The organism is Kitasatospora sp. MY 5-36 (assembly GCF_001182915.1).
In the GTDB taxonomy this organism is placed as follows: Bacteria; Actinomycetota; Actinomycetes; order Streptomycetales; family Streptomycetaceae; genus Kitasatospora.
In genome coordinates, this window is sequence record NZ_LFVW01000058.1 from 17,252 (window position 1) to 33,083 (window position 15,832).

The 15,832-nt window shown below is 72.3% G+C and carries 14 protein-coding genes; 6 read left to right on the forward strand and 8 right to left on the reverse strand.

The window, feature by feature from the left end:
• Positions 1-3: 3 nt before the first annotated feature.
• Positions 4-267 carry a putative ATP-grasp-modified RiPP gene (tgmA, locus tag AE652_RS43770; protein ID WP_234348235.1) on the reverse strand — a complete coding sequence of 88 codons (264 nt, stop codon included), beginning with the start codon at positions 265-267 and terminating at the stop codon, positions 4-6.
• 175 nt (positions 268-442) lie between these two features.
• Between tgmA and AE652_RS05460 the strand changes: the two genes are divergently transcribed.
• Positions 443-1,513 carry a helix-turn-helix domain-containing protein gene (locus tag AE652_RS05460; RefSeq protein ID WP_049649991.1) on the forward strand — a complete coding sequence of 357 codons (1,071 nt, stop codon included), beginning with the start codon at positions 443-445 and terminating at the stop codon, positions 1,511-1,513.
• 12 nt (positions 1,514-1,525) lie between these two features.
• Positions 1,526-2,107, forward strand: a complete 582-nt coding sequence (locus tag AE652_RS05465) for an HD family hydrolase (RefSeq protein ID WP_049649992.1) — start codon at positions 1,526-1,528, stop codon at positions 2,105-2,107.
• Between the two features lie 73 nt (positions 2,108-2,180).
• Here AE652_RS05465 and AE652_RS05470 read toward each other — a convergent pair whose 3' ends face one another.
• The 4 genes from AE652_RS05470 to mutA form a co-directional block, all read right to left on the reverse strand.
• Positions 2,181-3,263, reverse strand: a complete 1,083-nt coding sequence (locus tag AE652_RS05470; protein WP_053111975.1) for a hypothetical protein — start codon at positions 3,261-3,263, stop codon at positions 2,181-2,183.
• Between the two features lie 236 nt (positions 3,264-3,499).
• Positions 3,500-4,486 (reverse strand): methylmalonyl Co-A mutase-associated GTPase MeaB, encoded by a 987-nt coding sequence (meaB, locus tag AE652_RS05475; protein ID WP_049649993.1) that lies wholly within the window; start codon positions 4,484-4,486, stop codon positions 3,500-3,502.
• Positions 4,487-4,498: 12 nt separating this feature from the next.
• Complete coding sequence (gene scpA / locus AE652_RS05480) at positions 4,499-6,718, reverse strand: methylmalonyl-CoA mutase (RefSeq protein ID WP_049649994.1); 2,220 nt, start codon at positions 6,716-6,718, stop codon at positions 4,499-4,501.
• Positions 6,715-8,583, reverse strand: coding sequence for a methylmalonyl-CoA mutase small subunit (gene mutA, locus AE652_RS05485; RefSeq protein WP_049649995.1), 1,869 nt, complete (start codon positions 8,581-8,583; stop codon positions 6,715-6,717). The genes scpA and mutA overlap by 4 nt, the downstream gene beginning before the upstream one ends.
• Before the next feature lie 561 nt (positions 8,584-9,144).
• Here mutA and AE652_RS05490 point away from each other — a divergent pair.
• Positions 9,145-10,230: a C40 family peptidase gene (locus tag AE652_RS05490; RefSeq protein WP_049649996.1), complete on the forward strand. Its 1,086-nt coding sequence runs from the start codon at positions 9,145-9,147 to the stop codon at positions 10,228-10,230.
• Between the two features lie 108 nt (positions 10,231-10,338).
• On the opposite strand, the gene AE652_RS05495 is transcribed toward AE652_RS05490, so the two are convergent.
• Positions 10,339-10,854, reverse strand: a complete 516-nt coding sequence (locus tag AE652_RS05495) for a MarR family winged helix-turn-helix transcriptional regulator (protein WP_082345305.1) — start codon at positions 10,852-10,854, stop codon at positions 10,339-10,341.
• A 55-nt stretch (positions 10,855-10,909) separates the two neighbouring features.
• Here AE652_RS05495 and AE652_RS05500 point away from each other — a divergent pair, with 55 nt between their 5' ends.
• The 3 genes from AE652_RS05500 to AE652_RS05510 all read left to right on the forward strand — a co-directional run bounded on the left by AE652_RS05500 (position 10,910) and on the right by AE652_RS05510 (position 14,628).
• Positions 10,910-11,986, forward strand: coding sequence for an ABC transporter substrate-binding protein (locus tag AE652_RS05500; RefSeq protein ID WP_049649997.1), 1,077 nt, complete (start codon positions 10,910-10,912; stop codon positions 11,984-11,986).
• A 126-nt stretch (positions 11,987-12,112) separates the two neighbouring features.
• Positions 12,113-13,612, forward strand: coding sequence for an APC family permease (locus tag AE652_RS05505; RefSeq protein ID WP_234348236.1), 1,500 nt, complete (start codon positions 12,113-12,115; stop codon positions 13,610-13,612).
• A complete protein-coding gene (locus AE652_RS05510) occupies positions 13,609-14,628 on the forward strand; it encodes an acetamidase/formamidase family protein (RefSeq protein WP_049649998.1) in 1,020 nt (339 codons plus the stop codon). The genes AE652_RS05505 and AE652_RS05510 overlap by 4 nt, the downstream gene beginning before the upstream one ends.
• Positions 14,629-14,800: 172 nt before the next feature.
• On the opposite strand, the gene AE652_RS05515 is transcribed toward AE652_RS05510, so the two are convergent.
• Positions 14,801-15,169 (reverse strand): BlaI/MecI/CopY family transcriptional regulator, encoded by a 369-nt coding sequence (locus tag AE652_RS05515; protein WP_049650008.1) that lies wholly within the window; start codon positions 15,167-15,169, stop codon positions 14,801-14,803.
• Between the two features lie 215 nt (positions 15,170-15,384).
• A partial coding sequence (locus AE652_RS05520) for an FtsX-like permease family protein (protein ID WP_049649999.1) occupies positions 15,385-15,832 on the reverse strand: 448 nt, incomplete at its 5' end.

Below are 15,832 nucleotides of genomic sequence, written 5' to 3' on the forward strand. Positions count from 1 at the left end.
CTCTCAGTCCTGCGAAGCGTCGTGGCCGGAGTCGCCGTCCACCTTGCCGTCCTTGCCCTGCTGGGTCGGCGGGTAGGTGTTCACGGACGTGCCGTGCTTGCCGAGTTCGGCAGGGGTCATGCTCCCGTCCTCACCGAACCATCGACCGGTCTGGGTCTCCGGGTCCAGGCCCGCGTACTGCCACCGTGACGGCTCGCCGTTGCGCAGGGGCATCATGCGTTCGAAGCCCCAAGGGACGATGGGGTGGAGATTGGTGACGATGCTCAACTTTCCTCCTGTGTATTGTTGTTGGGGAGGATCTGTCGCTCTGGCATGCAAGACGCTACAGAGCAGCGACCAGACCGTGAAGTGACCGCCGGTACGGGTATGCCGGCGCGAATTCCCGAAGTTGAGGGCTTTCATGAGGTCGACCCCAAGAGAATCCCTGACTGTTGGTCAGGGAATGCCTCCGCGCTCGCGCGTGGTCAGCATTGCCGGGTACGTCTTCCGAGTGATGCGAGAGCAGCTCGGTCTCACGCAGCAGGAGTTCGCGGCGAGACTGACGGTCTCAGTGGACACGATCGCGGGGTGGGAGAGCGGGCGACGTCCGCTCACGGCCGTGCCTGTCGGACAGGTGCTCATGCTTGGCCGTTGGCTCCTACGTCTGGGCACAGCACCCGCGCTCGTCCAGACATGGGAGCGGGCGTTGGAGGCCGACGTTCTCCTGGCCGGCGTGCTCGCGGAGGAGAGGCACGTCCGGGAGAGTCTGATCGGATCAGTGGTGATGCGGAGAGACCTTGTCGAGATCCTGGCATGGCCTCTCAGCGGGGTGGCGCCGAAGGCCATTCACCTGCTTCCGAGCCCGCCACGTCCACGAAGGGGGCCGGTACCGGTAGGCCCGGAACTCTCCGCCGCCGACCGTGCGTGCTTCTTCGCGAACATCCGGCGTACCGCTGCCGAAGCGCGGGGAGCGGACCAGTTTCTCGTCCGCAGGCAAGCGCTCTACCTTGCGGGGTACGACGATCGAACGGACACGCGGGAGTGGGTCGCTCAGCAACAGCGAAACGAACAACCTGGGGACTGGCTGACCCGTTGGCTCAACTTCCGCTCCGTCGCCATGGTGTCCGCCCGCCACGGGGACCGGGGCCGCATCAACCACTTCATCGACACGGCCCTTGCCGATGAGGCCGGCACGATCGCGAACCTCAACTACTGGGCGTACTGGATCGGCGAAGTCGCGTACCTCGAACTCTCCGACGACTTCATCGGTGCGTCGAAGCCGGGCCCGTGGTCAGGTGACAAGCTGCTGGTACACCTTGCCGAGGGCCTCGTACCTCAGCATGGATACGTGGAGCTCAACGTTCACACCTTGTGGTCCCTGCTCCAGGTGCGACCGAACCTGTTGCGCTTCGGAACCCTGGCCAACGCCCTCCGCGAGCGGCTGCCCATGATGTTGGATAGCCGGGAGGTCTCGCGACGCGGGCGCCGCGAACTCGACAACATCCGCTATGCGATCCGCCTCGCTGAGGCGTGAGAGGAGTCGGCAGTGACGGACGACCTGGGCTCGGTGGCGAGGTTCCTGTTCGAAGCCGGGACGCTCAAGCAGACCAAGCGCACGGGCTGGTGGATGGCCGGTGTCCGTGACCCCGAGTCGGTCGCCGAGCACTCCTGGCGGGCCGCGTTGATCGCCTCGGTCATCGCCAGGCTCGAAGGCGCCGATCCGGCGCAGGCCGCGTTCCTGGCGGTCTGGCACGACTCCCAGGAATCGCGCACCGGGGACGTCAATCACCTGGGCAAGAAGTACGCGCCGAGTGCGGATCCGGTGGCGGTGACGGCCGACCAAGTCGGGGGAATGCCGGACGTCCTGGCCTCGACCATCAGGGACCTCGTCGCGGAGTACGAGGCGAAGGAGTCGTTGGAGGCGGTCTGCGCCCGGGACGCGGACAAGCTGGAATGCCTGATCCAGGGCGTTGAGTACAAGGCGCAGGGCTACGCGAACGCGCAGCGGTGGATCGACAACAGCCGCGGCCGGCTCACCACGAAGACCGCGAACGACCTCGCCGATGCCGTCCTGGCGACCGATTCCCTCGACTGGCTGCGGGCCGCTCTCGGCGAGAAGCCGATGTGACGCGGTCGGCGGCGGGCTCCCTCCGGCCAGATCACCCCGACCGGGACGCCTTGCCGGAGCGGAGGCTCATGGCTCAGGCGGCCTTCTGCTGTGCGACCTCGCGGGTGCGCTCCCGGAGGCGGCGTACCGTGCCGTTGGCGGCGTGGGCCGGGAGGGCGGTGTTCAGGGCGCGGAAGTGCTCGTCGCCGCGGACGGAGCTGAGCGTGACGTAGTCGTCCAGGAAGGTGTCCCAGGTGGCGCAGGCGGCTTCGACGTGGCCGAGTTCCATCTGCCGCCGGGCGAGCAGGCCGTTGCCGTGCACGCGGCCCTGCTTCTCGTTGGCCGGGCGGACGCGGTTGGAGAGCTGGAGCTCCTTGATCGCCCCGGGGAGGTCGCCGAGTTCGTACAGCACGTGCGAGACGTGGAAGTGGTACGCGGTCTGGTCGTAGCCGCCGATGGAGTCGTTGCGGCCGTCGGCCCGGGCCAGCGCCGTCTCGGTCTCGGCGAGGCGTGCGAAGGCCTGGTGCCGGTCCTTCACCATGGCGGCGCCGTGCGCCTGTTGGCCGGCGAGGAAGGCCCGCAGGCGGGGGCCGGAGGCCGGAGCGGCCTCGGCGGCCGAGTCGGCGAGTTCGAGGGCTTTTGGACCGTAGCCGAGGTTGGACGCCTGGAGTGCCATGCCACGCAGGGTGCGGCAGTACGTCACGTGGTCCTGGGCCTCCCGCGCGAGCTTGAGGGCCTGGACGTAGTACTTCTGGCCGAGGCCGTGGGCGGTCTCGTACATCGCCATCCAGCCGGTGAGGTAGGTGAGATCGGCGGCGGCCGACAGCAGGTCGGCCTTCACCCGGGTCGTGCCGGACGCCTGGAGCCAGGGCCCGACCGAGTTGACCAGGAACGCCGCAGCCATCGGGCGGGCGTGGGCGGCACCGAGCTCGTCGAGGATTCCGGCGATCCGGTCGGTCACCGTCCGTACGGTCTGGACCTCGCCGTTGCCGACACGCACGGTTCGGCCCGCGGCGGCACGGGTGATCCGCTCGGGGCTCTCGTCGAACTCCGGCAGAGTCAGGGTCAGTGAGTAGAGACCGGCGGTCAGTACGCCACGGCGTGAGGGGTCCATGTCGGACCTGCCGATCGACCGGGCGGCGAGCTCGGGGTTGGGTGTGCGCGGTTGAGGGGTCATCGCGGTCCCGTCCTCTGTTCGACCGGTTCAACGGCTGCGTCAGCATCTCCGGTTCTCCACGTCGATGTACCCGTGTTGACTCATTGTCAGCCGTTCGGGCGACGGAAGAGGGCCAGAACGGGCCTGGCATGGCGTGGAGTTGTCGGGCTGCGACCGGATGGGATTCCCAGGAGAACCCGAGAAGTGCCGTGCCCCACGCGGGGGTGGGGCACGGCGCTCGGCCTCAGCAGTGCGGGTCAGGCGAAGAAGGCGTCCAGGATCTGCTGGGCCGCCAGCCCTGCCGGGAGGGTGCCGGCGCGGACCTGGGTTTCCAACTCGGGGGTCAGGCGCCGTACTTCGGGGTTCTCGTGGAGGCGGGCGTAGAGCTGGTCGTGGACCATGGACCAGGTCCACTCGACCTGCTGGTCGCGGCGCTTCGCCGCCAGCGCGCCCGTGGCGTCCAGCACCTTGCGGTGCTGCTGCAGCCGCTCCCACAGGACGTCCAGGCCCGCGCCGTCGAGGCCGCTGCAGGTGAGCACCGGCGGCGTCCAGGCGGCGTCCGGGGCCTGCAACAGCCGTAGCGCGCCCGCGAGTTCGCGGGCCGCCGCCTTGGCGTCGCGCTCGTGCGGGCCGTCGGCCTTGTTGACGGCGATGACGTCCGCGAGTTCCAACACACCCTTCTTGATGCCCTGGAGCTGGTCGCCGGTCCGCGCCAGGCTGAGCAGCAGGAAGGTGTCGACCATCCCGGCCACCGTCGTCTCCGACTGGCCGACGCCGACCGTTTCGATGAGGACGACGTCGTACCCCGCCGCCTCCATCACCACCATCGACTCACGGGTGGCCTTGGCGACCCCGCCGAGCGTCCCCGAGGTCGGGGACGGCCGGACGAAGGCGGCAGGGTCGACGGCGAGGCGCTCCATCCGGGTCTTGTCGCCCAGGATGGAGCCGCCCGTCCGGCTGGAGGTCGGGTCGACGGCGAGCACCGCGACCCGGTGGCCCTGGCCGGTCAGCATCGTGCCGAAGGCGTCGATGAAGGTCGACTTGCCGACACCGGGCACGCCCGTGATGCCCACCCGGACCGCGCCGCCGGCGTGCGGCAGCAGCCGTTGGAGCAGCTGCTGCGCGAGTGCGCGGTGGTCGGGTCGGGAGGATTCGACGAGGGTGACGGCGCGCGCGATCCAGGCGCGCGAGCCGTCGAGTACGCCCGTCACATAGCTGTCGAGGTCGATCGTCCGCGGAGGCATGCGTTCAGGCAATCACAGCTCGTGGCCGAGGTCGGCCGCCAGGGACTTGAGCAGGTCGTACGCCGCGTCCGGGATGACCGTTCCCGGGGGGAAGACCGCCGCGGCGCCGGCCTCGTACAGGGCGTCGAAGTCCTGCGGCGGGATGACTCCGCCGACCACGATGGTGATGTCCTCCCGGCCCGCCGCGGCGAGTTCGGTGCGCAGCGCGGGCACCAGCGTGAGGTGTCCGGCGGCGAGCGAGGACACGCCGACGATGTGCACGTCGGCCTCGACGGCCTGGCGGGCGACCTCGGCCGGGGTCTGGAAGAGCGGGCCGACGTCCACCGTGAAGCCGAGGTCGGCGAAGGCGGTGGCGATCACCTTCTGGCCTCGGTCGTGGCCGTCCTGGCCCATCTTGGCGACCAGGATGCGCGGACGGCGGCCCTCGGCCTGCTCGAACCGCTCGACCAGGTCGCGGGTGCGCTGGAGGGAGGCCGACGGGCCCGCTTCGTCTCGGTACACACCGGAGATGGTACGGATCTGGCCGGAGTGGCGGCCGTAGACCTTCTCCAGGGCGTCGGAGATCTCGCCGACGGTGGCCTTGGCCCGGGCCGCGTTGACGGCCAGGTGCAGCAGGTTGCCGTCCAGTGAGCCGCCGCGCTGCGGGCCGGCCTCGGCGGCGGCCGTCAGCGCGCGCAGCGCGTCCTGGCACGCGGCCTCGTCGCGTTCGGCGCGCAGCCGGCGCAGCTTCTCGACCTGCCGTGCCCGCACCGAGGAGTTGTCGACCTTGAGCACGTCGATCTGCTCGTCGTTCTCCACCCGGTACTTGTTGACGCCGATCACCGGCTGGCGGCCGGAGTCGATCCGCGCCTGGGTGCGGGCGGCGGCCTCCTCGACGCGCAGCTTGGGGATGCCCGCGTCGATGGCCTTGGCCATGCCGCCGGCCGCCTCGACCTCCTGGATGTGCTCCCAGGCCCTCGACGCGAGGTCGTGGGTCAGCTTCTCGACGTACGCGGAGCCGCCCCACGGGTCGATCACCCGGCAGGTGCCGGACTCCTGCTGGAGCAGCAGCTGGGTGTTGCGGGCGATCCGCGCGGAGAAGTCGGTGGGCAGGGCGAGGGCCTCGTCCAGGGCGTTGGTGTGCAGCGACTGGGTGTGGCCCTGGGTCGCGGCCATCGCCTCCACGCAGGTGCGGGTGACGTTGTTGAACACGTCCTGGGCGGTGAGCGACCAGCCCGAGGTCTGCGAATGGGTGCGCAGCGACAGGGACTTGGGGTTCTTGGGGTCGAACTGCTTGACCAGCTTGGCCCACAGCAGCCGGGCCGCGCGCAGCTTGGCGACCTCCATGAAGAAGTTCATGCCGATCGCCCAGAAGAACGACAGCCGCGGCGCGAAGGCGTCCACGTCCAGGCCCACGTCCAGGCCCGCGCGCAGGTACTCCACCCCGTCGGCCAGGGTGTAGGCCAGCTCCAGGTCGGCCGTCGCACCGGCCTCCTGGATGTGGTAGCCGGAGATGGAGATCGAGTTGTACCGGGGCATCTTCTGCGAGGTGTACGCGAAGATGTCCGAGATGATCCGCATCGACGGCTGCGGCGGGTAGATGTAGGTGTTGCGGACCATGAACTCCTTGAGGATGTCGTTCTGGATGGTCCCCGCGAGCTTCTCCGGCGGTACGCCCTGCTCCTCGGCCGCGACGATGTACAGCGCGAGGACGGGCAGCACGGCGCCGTTCATGGTCATCGACACGGACATCTTGTCCAGCGGGATGCCGTCGAAGAGTTGGCGCATGTCGTAGATCGAGTCGATCGCCACGCCCGCCATGCCGACGTCGCCGGTGACCCGCGGGTGGTCGCTGTCGTAGCCGCGGTGGGTCGGCAGGTCGAAGGCGACGGACAGGCCCTTCTGGCCGGCCGCGAGGTTGCGGCGGTAGAAGGCGTTGGACTCCTCGGCGGTGGAGAAGCCCGCGTACTGGCGGACGGTCCAGGGCTGGTTGACGTACATGGTCGGGTACGGCCCGCGCAGGTACGGGGCGACGCCCGGGTAGGTCTCCAGGAAGTCCAGCCCGGTGAGGTCGGCCCCGGTGTACAGCGGCTTGACGCCGATGCCCTCGGGGGTGTCCCAGAGCAGCTCGTCGACGTCCTTGCCGGTGGACTGGCGCCAGGCGGCCCGCCACTGCTCGTCGGTGACGCCAGGGCCGCCCGTGAGGCTGCCGCCGGCGCCGTCCAGCCCGATTCCGGTGAAGTCGGGGATCATCGAGCGGCTCCGATCTGGTCCAGCAGGGAGGTCAGGACGGCGACCGCGTCGCCCCCCGCGAAGATGAACTCGTCCACGCCGTCGGGTACTTCGGCGGGTCGCCCGGCGAGCAGCACCCGTTCGGCGCCGGCCGCCTTCAGGGCGCCGGCGACCGGGGCGGCGTGCTCGGCGTACAGCGCGTCGCTGGAGCAGAGGCAGGCGACGGTCGCGCCGGAGGCCCGGAAGGCCTCGGCGAAGGCCGCCGGGTCGACGGACTCGGCCGAGACCGTCGCGATGCCGCCCGCCTGGAACAGGTTGGCGGCGAAGGTGGTGCGCGCGGTGTGCGCGGAGGCGGTGCCGATCGAGGCGAGGAAGAGGTTCGGGCGGGCGCCGTGCGCGGCGGCGTGGGCGTCCGAGCGGTCCCGCAGCGCCTCGTAGGCCTCGGCGCGGCGCACCCGCGGCAGCCCGCCGCCGGGTGCGGCCGGGGCCGGTTCGCGGACCAGCGGCTGCTCGTCCAGGTGCGGGAACTCGCTGACGCCGGTCACGGGTTCGCGCCGCTTGGCGAGCCGTACCGAGCGCTCGGCCCAGGTCGCGGCGATCCGCTCGCCGACGAGGCCGGACTCCAGGGCGGCCTGCTGTCCGCCGGCCCGCTCGATCTCCTGGAACCAGGCCCAGGCGGCCCGGGCCAGCTCCTCGCTCAGCTGCTCGACGTACCAGGAGCCGCCGGCCGGGTCGATCACCCGGGCCAGGTGGGACTCCTCCAGCAGGATCGCCTGGGTGTTGCGGGCGATCCGGCGGGCGAAGGCGTCCGGCAGGCCGAGTGCGCTGTCGAAGGGCAGCACGGTGACGGCGTCCGCGCCGCCGACCCCGGCGGCCAGGCAGGCGATCGTGGTGCGCAGCATGTTCACCCACGGGTCGCGGGCGGTCATCATCACCCGGGAGGTGACGGCGTGCTGGCGCTGCGCCGAGGCGGCCGCACCGGCCCCCGAGACCTCGGCGACCCGGGCCCAGAGGCGGCGCGCGGCACGGAACTTGGCGATGGTGAGGAACTGGTCGCCGTCGGCGGCGTAGCGGAACTCCAGCTGGCCGAGCGCGTCGTCGACCGGGAGGCCGGCGGCGGTCAGCGCGCGCAGGTAGGCGACGCCGGTGGCCAGCGAGCAGCCCAGCTCCTGGGCGGGGGAGGCGCCTGCCTCGTGGTACGGCAGGGCGTCCACCGTGAGCGCCCGCAGGCCCGGGTACCCGTTGGCGCAGCGGGCGGCCAGCGCGGTGGCCTCGGCGAGCAGCGCCCCGGTGCGGTCGGTCCGACCGGTGCGGGCCTGGAGGCCGAGCGGGTCGGCGCCGAGGTTGCCGGCGGCGGCGCCGGGGGAGACCTCGCGCTCCTCGTACAGGTTGAACAACTGCTCGGCGGCGTCGGTGAATTCGGCGCCGGCGTCGAGCGCCACGGCGGCCAGGTCCAGGTACACGCCGGTGAGCGCCTCGGGCAGGGCGTCCACCGGGAGGCCCGCGCCGCCCAGCTCCAGCCAGAGCGAGCTCACGCCGTGCTCCAGGTCGGCCAGGACGGCCTCGTTGGCGCGCCGGCGGTCCGGGTCGGCGTGCCGCTGGCGGACGTCCCAGCCGGCCACGGCGGAGCCCTGCGGCCGGCCGCCGCGCACGAACGGCGGGAAGCCCGGGTAGCCCGGGTCGGCGTCGGTGTCCTCGGCGGTGTACAGGGGGCGTGCGCTCAGCCCGTCCTGGAGCCGGGTGGTGAGCGCCTGCTCGGCGGCGGGACCGTCCTCGGGCTGGGCACCGGACTTGCGCAGCACGCCCTGGACGAGCTGCTGCCACTGCTCTCGGTGCGCGGCCGGGAACTCGGCAGCGAGGGGGAGCCCTTCGGGCGGGACCTTCATGTGCGCAGGTTAGCGCCCGTGCGCGGGGCTGCAGGAGAGGAATCTCATGTGACCTTTCCCTCGGTTCGGCCGCTCGCGAGCACTCTCCGGGGCGGGGGGTGCCATGGCGTGCGGGGACGGCTGGCACCCGCGGCCGATAGGGGTGTCGGCAGGGGGTCGGAGGTCAGGGGGTCGGAGGCGCCGGGTGGGGTCGTCCGGGGTGTCGGCGGAGGCGGGCGGCGCGGTCGTCCGGGCCGTCGTCCGGGGGGCGTCCGGGCCGTCGTCGGTGATCCGACCGGCGGTCGTCGGGTGGTGGGAGGTGTCCGCGGTGTCCGGAGGTGTCCGAGGTCAACGCCGATGGCACGGAACGCGATCGATGTCCTGTCATGCTGTCAAAACGTCATGATCAGGGGGATTGCGGAACCCGGCCCCTCATCTATTAAGTTACTTCGAAGAAGGTGGGCGGGGCAGCACCCCCCCGTTGCTCGTCCTGCCCGCCTTCGTCGTCCCCAGGCACCGGCCGAGCCGTCCCCCCGCTCCGTCCGGACCGTCCCGAGATTCCCCCGAAGGAGAGCGACCGCCATGGGAAAGCGCCGCAAGCCCAGCCCCCCGAGCCGGGCCCGCATGGCGGTCCTCACCACGGCCATGGCGGCCGGCGGCGCGGTCCTCGCCTCCGGTACCGCCCACGCCGAGCCGACCCCGAACCTCGCCACCGTCAAGGAGCAGGTCGACCAGCTCAACGAGGACGCCGAGCAGGCGATCGAGAAGTACAACGGCTTCCAGGCGAAGCAGCAGAAGCTCCAGGGCGAGGCCAACCAGATCCAGGAGAAGGTCGTCCGGGGCCAGGAGGCGATGAACGAGCTGCGGACCCGGCTCGGCGCGGTCGCCGCCGACCAGTACCGCACCAACGGCATCGACCCGTCGGTCCAGCTGATGCTCGACTCCGACCCGGCCGCCTACCTGGAGCGTGCCTCGGTGCAGAACCAGGTCTCCGACTCCCAGGCGAGTCTGCTCAAGCAGGCCCAGGACGAGCAGCGCAAGCTCGACCAGGACCGCGCCGAGGCCACCGCCACCCTGGCCGCGCTCGACTCGGTGGGCACGCAGCTGGCGGAGCAGAAGAAGGACATCCAGACCAAGCTGGCCCAGGCCCAGGGGATGCTGAACAAGCTCAGCGCCGAGGACCGCGCCAAGATCAACGCCCAGCAGAACGCGGAGAAGGCCAAGGCCGAGGCCCAGCAGGCCGCCGCCACCGCGGCCAAGGACCGCGCCTCCCGCTCCAGCGACCGCCCGGACATGAACGCCCCGGTGCCGTCGGCCAGCGGCCGGGCCGGCGCCATCATCGCGTTCGCCCAGGCCCAGCTCGGCAAGCCCTACGGCTGGGGCAAGACCGGCCCCGCGACCTTCGACTGCTCCGGCCTCACCAGCCAGGCCTACCGCGCGGCGGGCGTCACCATCTCCCGGACGTCCGAGGAGCAGTGGAAGGACGGCCCGCACGTCGACCGGGCCAACCTCCAGCCCGGTGACCTGGTGTTCTTCTATGACGACCTGCACCACGTCGGCCTGTACATCGGCGACGGCAAGATGATCCACGCCCCGTACACGGGCAAGAACATCGAGGTCCTGCCGATCTCCGTGATGCCCTACAAGGGCGCCGTCCGCCCGGCCTGACCGCGTCCGATCGCGCGCCGCGACGGCCCGCTCCCGCTTCGGCGGGGGCGGGCCGTCGTCGTCCGTGGGTGCCGTTGTCGTGTGCCCGGGGCGGCCGGGGCGGGCCGGTCAGAGCGCGGCGAGCCGCCGCAGTACGTGCGCCGGGTCGGTGAGGCCGCAGGCCCGGCGCACGGCGTCGTCGTGGGCGGCGGCGAGGGCGTCCAGCCGGGTCAGCCGGGTGCGGCCCTGGCGGGAGAGGTGGGCGGTGATCCGGCGGCGGTCCTGGTCGTCCTGGCGCCGGTAGACCCAGCCGGAGTCGGCCAGCGAGTCCACCAGCCGGCTCAGGCTCGCCTGCGGGATCAGCAGGGCCTGGGCCAGCTCGCCCATCGCGTGTCCCCGGTCGTCCGCGAGGACGCGCAGCAGCCGCCACTGGTCGACGGTGCAGTCCTCCTCGGCGAGGGCGGCGGCGAGGCCGCCGGAGAGCCTGCGGTGGGCCAGCGTGACCAGCTCGACCAGCAGCGGCTCCGGGGCGGCCGGGGGGCGCGCCGCGGCGGCGACGGTCTGCTCGGCGGCCGGGGCGGCGGTCCGGGCGGCGGGATCGCCGGGACGGCCGTCGACCCCCGGTGCGGCACCAGCTGCGGTCATCGGACCCTCCCGTTCCGGCCTTCCCCGATATCGGCGGTACGACGATACTCGCACCGTGAGCATCGAGGTGAGGGTGATCGATCCGCTCGATGCGCTGCACTCGGCTCGGGACGGGGCGGCGTTCCGGGTGGGCCTCGTCGTGCCGCAGTCCGGCCCGCTCGGGCTCACCGGCCCGTCCGCGCTGGACGGCGCGCTGCTCGCCGCACACGAGGTCAACGCGGGCGGCGGGGTCCTCGGCCGCCCGCTGGAGCTGGTGCTGGTGGACGGCGGCGGCGCGCCGGGCCCGGTCGCCGGGGAGGTGCGGCGCCTGCTGGACGCCGGGGCGCTGGACGCGCTCGCCGGGTGCCACACCAGTGATGTGCACCGGGCGGTCGAGACCGTTGCCGCGGGCCGTCTCGCGTACGTCTTCACCCCGCCGCACGAGGGCGGCTCCCGGCTGCCCGGCGTGCTCTGCACCGGCATCGACCCGTCCCGCCAATTCGGCCCGGCGATCCAGGATTTGACTGATCGTCACGGGATCGGCCGGTGGGCGCTGATCGGCAACGACTACATCTGGCCGCGCTCCGTCCACCGGGCCGCCGAGGGTCTCGCGGCGCGGGCCGGCGCCCGGGTGGTGCTGGAGCGGCGGGTCCCCTTCGGGGCGGTCGAGGAGGCGCTCGACCCGCTGCTGGACGCGTTGCGTTCGGCCCGCGCGGACGCCCTGCTGCTCAGTCTGATCGGGCGCGACCTGGTGCAGTTCAACCGGGCGTTGCGGCGCAGCGGGCTGGACCGCGGACTGGTGCGGCTCTCCGGCTCCCTGGAGGAGAACGGCCTGCTCGCGCTCGGCGGCGACGACACCGGGACGCTGTACGCGGCGATGCCCTCCTTCGCGACGCTGGCCGAGGAGCGCCGGCAGAGCCTCGCCGAGCGGCACCGGGCCCTGTGCGGTCCGTGGGCGCCGGTCCTGGACGCCTACGCGGTGGGCCTGTACGAGGGTCTGCGCCTGCTCGCCGACCTGGCGGCCCGTCGGGCCCTGGCCCCGGACGGCCTGGCGGCGGCCGCGGGCCGGCTGCTGCACGGCGAGGCCGCGGGCCGGGCGCCGATCCACCTGGCCCGGGCCGAGGGCCTCGGCTTCGCCGTCCTGCCCCGGTAGGTCAAGCCGGCTCCGGGTGCTCCGTTCTCGTCAGGTGGAATGTCGGAACGAAACCCTTCCATCTGGAAATAGTTCCCTCTACAGTCTCCCCACACCCCCTCAGGGTCGTCACGGAGAGAGAGCACCATGGCCGACACACCCGCACCCCAGGGCATCGAGAGCTACGGCTACCAGCAGGAACTGCGCCGTTCGCTCGGCTTCACCGACCTGCTCGTCTACGGGCTGGTGTTCATGGTGCCGATCGCACCGTTCGGCATCTTCGGCGGCGTCTTCCAGGGCTCCGGCGGCATGGTCGCCCTGGCCTACGTCCTCGGCATGGTGGCGATGATGTTCACCGCCCTGTCGTACGCCCAGATGTCCCGGGCCTTCCCGATGGCCGGCTCGGTCTACACCTACGCGGGCCGTGGCATCGCCGCCCCGGTCGGCTTCCTGTCCGGCTGGATGATCCTGCTCGACTACGTGCTGGTGCCCGGGCTGCTGTACCTGATCGCCGGTGTCGCGATGAACTCGCTGGTGCCGTCGATCCCGGTCTGGCTCTGGCTGATCGGCTTCGTGCTGCTCAACACCGTGGTCAACTACCTGGGCATCGAGACCACCAACCGGGTCAACAAGGCGATGCTGATCGGCGAACTCGTCGTGCTGGCCCTGTTCGTGGTGGTCGGCGTGATCGCGCTGGCCAACGGCAAGGGCCGGGGCTTCGACTTCACGCCGCTGTACAACGGGCACACCTTCTCGTGGAGCCTGGCCTTCGGGGCGGTCTCGATCGCGGTGCTCAGCTTCCTGGGCTTCGACGGCATCTCCACCCTCTCGGAGGAGAACCGGGACTCCGCCAAGGCCATCGGCCGGTCCATGGTCGCCGCGCTGCTGCTCGCGGGCACACTGTTCATCGTGCAGACCTGGGTCGCCTCGCTGCTGGTCGCCGACCCCGACGCGCTGATCCGGGACGGCGACCCGAACGGCACCGCCTTCTACGACGCGGCCCGCACCGCCGCCGGCGGCTGGCTCGCCACGCTGACCGCCGCCTCCACCGCCGTGGCCTGGGGCTTCGCCAACTCGCTGGTCGCCCAGGCGGCCACCTCCCGGCTGCTGTACGCGATGGCCCGCGACCGCCAGCTGCCCGCCTTCCTGGCCCGGATCCACCCCACCCGCCGGGTGCCGGTCAACGCGACCCTGCTGACCGCCGGGATCTCGCTGGTGCTCGGCCTCTACACGGCCTCGCGCGAGGACGGCATCACCCTGCTGAGCACCCTGGTCAACTTCGGTGCGCTGTCCACCTTCCTGGTCCTGCACGTCGCCGTGGTCGTCCACTACCTGGTCCGCAAGCGCAGCAAGGACTACTGGCGGCACCTGATCGCCCCGGCGCTCGGCTTCGCGATCCTCGCGTACGTGGTGGTCAACGCCAACATCGCCGCCCAGCGGCTCGGGTTCGTCTGGCTGCTCGTCGGCGGGATCGTGCTCGCCGGGCTGGTGGCGACCGGGCGCAGGCCCCGGCTGGCCGTCGCCGAGACCGATGCCGATGCCGAGGCCGCCGCCACCGATGCCACTGCCGCGAACGCCACCACCACGAACACCACTGCCGCGAACAGCACCGCCATGAACAGCACCCCCGCCGAGGAGAAGCAGTGAGCCTGCCCGAGACCGTCCGGCTGTCCCCGACCCCGGAGGACTACGCCTACACCTTCGGCGGCCGCGCCCCGCTGGTCACCGTCCAGCCGGGCACCGTCGTCGAGTTGACCACCGAGGACTGCTTCGGCGGCAAGGTGCGCGGCACCGGGGACCTGCCCAGCCAGGTGTGCGTCTTCCCCTACCTCAACCCGGTCACCGGCCCGATCGCGGTGGCGGGCGCCGAGCCCGGGGACGTCCTCGCGGTGCACTTCGCGGAGATCACCCCGGCCCGGGAGTACGGCGTCTCCAGCACCTTCCCGCACTTCGGTGCGCTGACCGCGACCCACACCACCGCGATGCTGCACGCGCCGCTGGAGGAGCGGGTCTGGGTCTACGAGCTGGACGCCAAGGCGGGCGTCTGCCGGTTCCGGGCCCGCAACAGCGGGTTCACGGTGGACCTGCCGCTCGACCCGATGCACGGCACGGTCGGCGTCGCCCCGGCGGCCGGCGAGGTGCTGGCCTCGATCACCCCGGGCGCGCACGGCGGCAACCTGGACACCCCCGAGATGCGGGCCGGCACCACCGCCTACTTCCGGGTCAATGTCGAGGGCGGCCTGCTCGCCATCGGTGACGGCCACGCCCGCCAGGGCGAGGGCGAGGTGTGCGGCACGGCGGTGGAGGCGGCGATGCGCACCACCGTGATCGTCGACCTGGTCAAGGGCGGGGGACCGGCCTGGCCCCGGCTGGAGAACGACGACTTCCTGATCAGCACCGGCTCCGCCCGTCCGCTGGAGGACGCGTTCCGGATCAGCCAGCACGACCTGGTCGGCTGGACCGGCGAACTGCTCGGCCTGGACCAGCTGGACGCCTACCAGCTGGTCAGCCAGGCCGGCTTGGCCCCGGCGGCGAACGTCTGCGACACCAACTACACGATGGTCGCCAAGCTGCCGAAGACCCTGCTCGGCCGGGCCCGCGCCTACGACGGGCTGCACGACCGGCTGCGCCGGACGGCGGAGGCGTACCTGCGGCACCGCTGACGACGAGGCGCCGCCGGCAACGCGGGCCCGGGCGCGCCGGTTCAGGCGCGCGGGTCAAGGCCACGGCAAATCCCACGAACCCCCACCCCCCCACCCCCACCCGGGGCCCGTCGGCACCCCCACGCCGACGGGCCCACGGGGGCGTGTCCGGGGACGGATCCGAGCGCGAGGACTACCCGGCCTCCCGGGACCTCGCGTGTTCGAGGGCGGCGAGCAGGGCCGAGGCCTCCGCCCCGCTGATCCGGTCGACGAAGTGGAGCAGCGCGCCCGCCCGGTCGGGGGTGGTCTCCAGCGCCCGGTGCATCAGCCGGGCGGTGTACTCCTCGCGGGTGCAGCTGGGCCGGTACACCCAGGCGCGGCCGACCTTGTCGCGGCGCAGCCAGCCCTTGGTGTGCAGGATGTCCGCGACCGTGGTGACGGTGGTGTACGCGACGGCCCGGTCCCGCTGGAGGTCGTCGACCACCTCGCGCACCGTGGCGGGCCGGTCCCAGGACCAGAACCGGTCCATGATCTCGGCCTCCAGGTCCCCGAACCCCCGCAGCACCGCCCTCTACTCCCTCTGCTCCCTCGCCGAACCGGACGCCGACGCCCTTGGCCCGCCGGATCGCGGCCCATGGTACGGCGAGCGCCGGGCGCCCGCCCCCGGGTGAGGGGGACGGACGCCCGGCGCGTAGCGGTCGGTGCCCGGGTGGTGCCCAAGCGGTGTCAGCCGGTGGTCGGCACGTGTGCAAGACGTGTCCGAGGCCGACGGGGCCGTCAGGACAGCCGCCGCCCGAGCGGGATGCGGGAGCGGGTGAGCAGCGCCGCGAGCAGCCCCGCGACCACCGGCAGCACCAGCACGATCAGCAGCAGCTCGCCCCAGGGCGCGGTGATCAGCGCCGGCTTGGCCCCGAAGCCGCTGGCCCGGGACTTCAGCAGCCCCACCGCCGGCACGAACCCGTTGACCGCCCCGAGCAGCGCGCCCAGCAGGGCGATCAGGGTGCACTGGAGTCCCGCCATGCTCCGCCGGATCCGCGGCGGCGCGCCGACCGCGGCCAGGGTGGCCTGGTCCTGCCGGGAGTCGGCGGCCGCCAGGCCGGTGGCGATCCCGGCCGCGCCGAGCACGACCAGCGCGGCGAAGCCGGTGAGCGCCAGGCTGAGCGCGTCGCCCGTGGGCTGGTAGCCGCGCTCCACCTCCAGCGTGGCGAAGCGGTCCAGCCGGACG

Bases quoted from the DNA above. Each gene is read 5' to 3' on its own strand.
- AE652_RS05460 (WP_049649991.1), top strand. From the start codon at position 443: ATGCCTCCGCGCTCGCGCGTGGTCAGCATTGCCGGGTACGTCTTCCGA.
- AE652_RS05470 (WP_053111975.1), bottom strand. From the start codon at position 3,263: ATGACCCCTCAACCGCGCACACCCAACCCCGAGCTCGCCGCCCGGTCG.
- meaB (WP_049649993.1), bottom strand. From the start codon at position 4,486: ATGCCTCCGCGGACGATCGACCTCGACAGCTATGTGACGGGCGTACTC.
- scpA (WP_049649994.1), bottom strand. From the start codon at position 6,718: ATGATCCCCGACTTCACCGGAATCGGGCTGGACGGCGCCGGCGGCAGC.
- mutA (WP_049649995.1), bottom strand. From the start codon at position 8,583: ATGAAGGTCCCGCCCGAAGGGCTCCCCCTCGCTGCCGAGTTCCCGGCC.
- AE652_RS05490 (WP_049649996.1), top strand. From the start codon at position 9,145: ATGGGAAAGCGCCGCAAGCCCAGCCCCCCGAGCCGGGCCCGCATGGCG.
- AE652_RS05495 (WP_082345305.1), bottom strand. From the start codon at position 10,854: ATGACCGCAGCTGGTGCCGCACCGGGGGTCGACGGCCGTCCCGGCGAT.
- AE652_RS05505 (WP_234348236.1), top strand. From the start codon at position 12,113: ATGGCCGACACACCCGCACCCCAGGGCATCGAGAGCTACGGCTACCAG.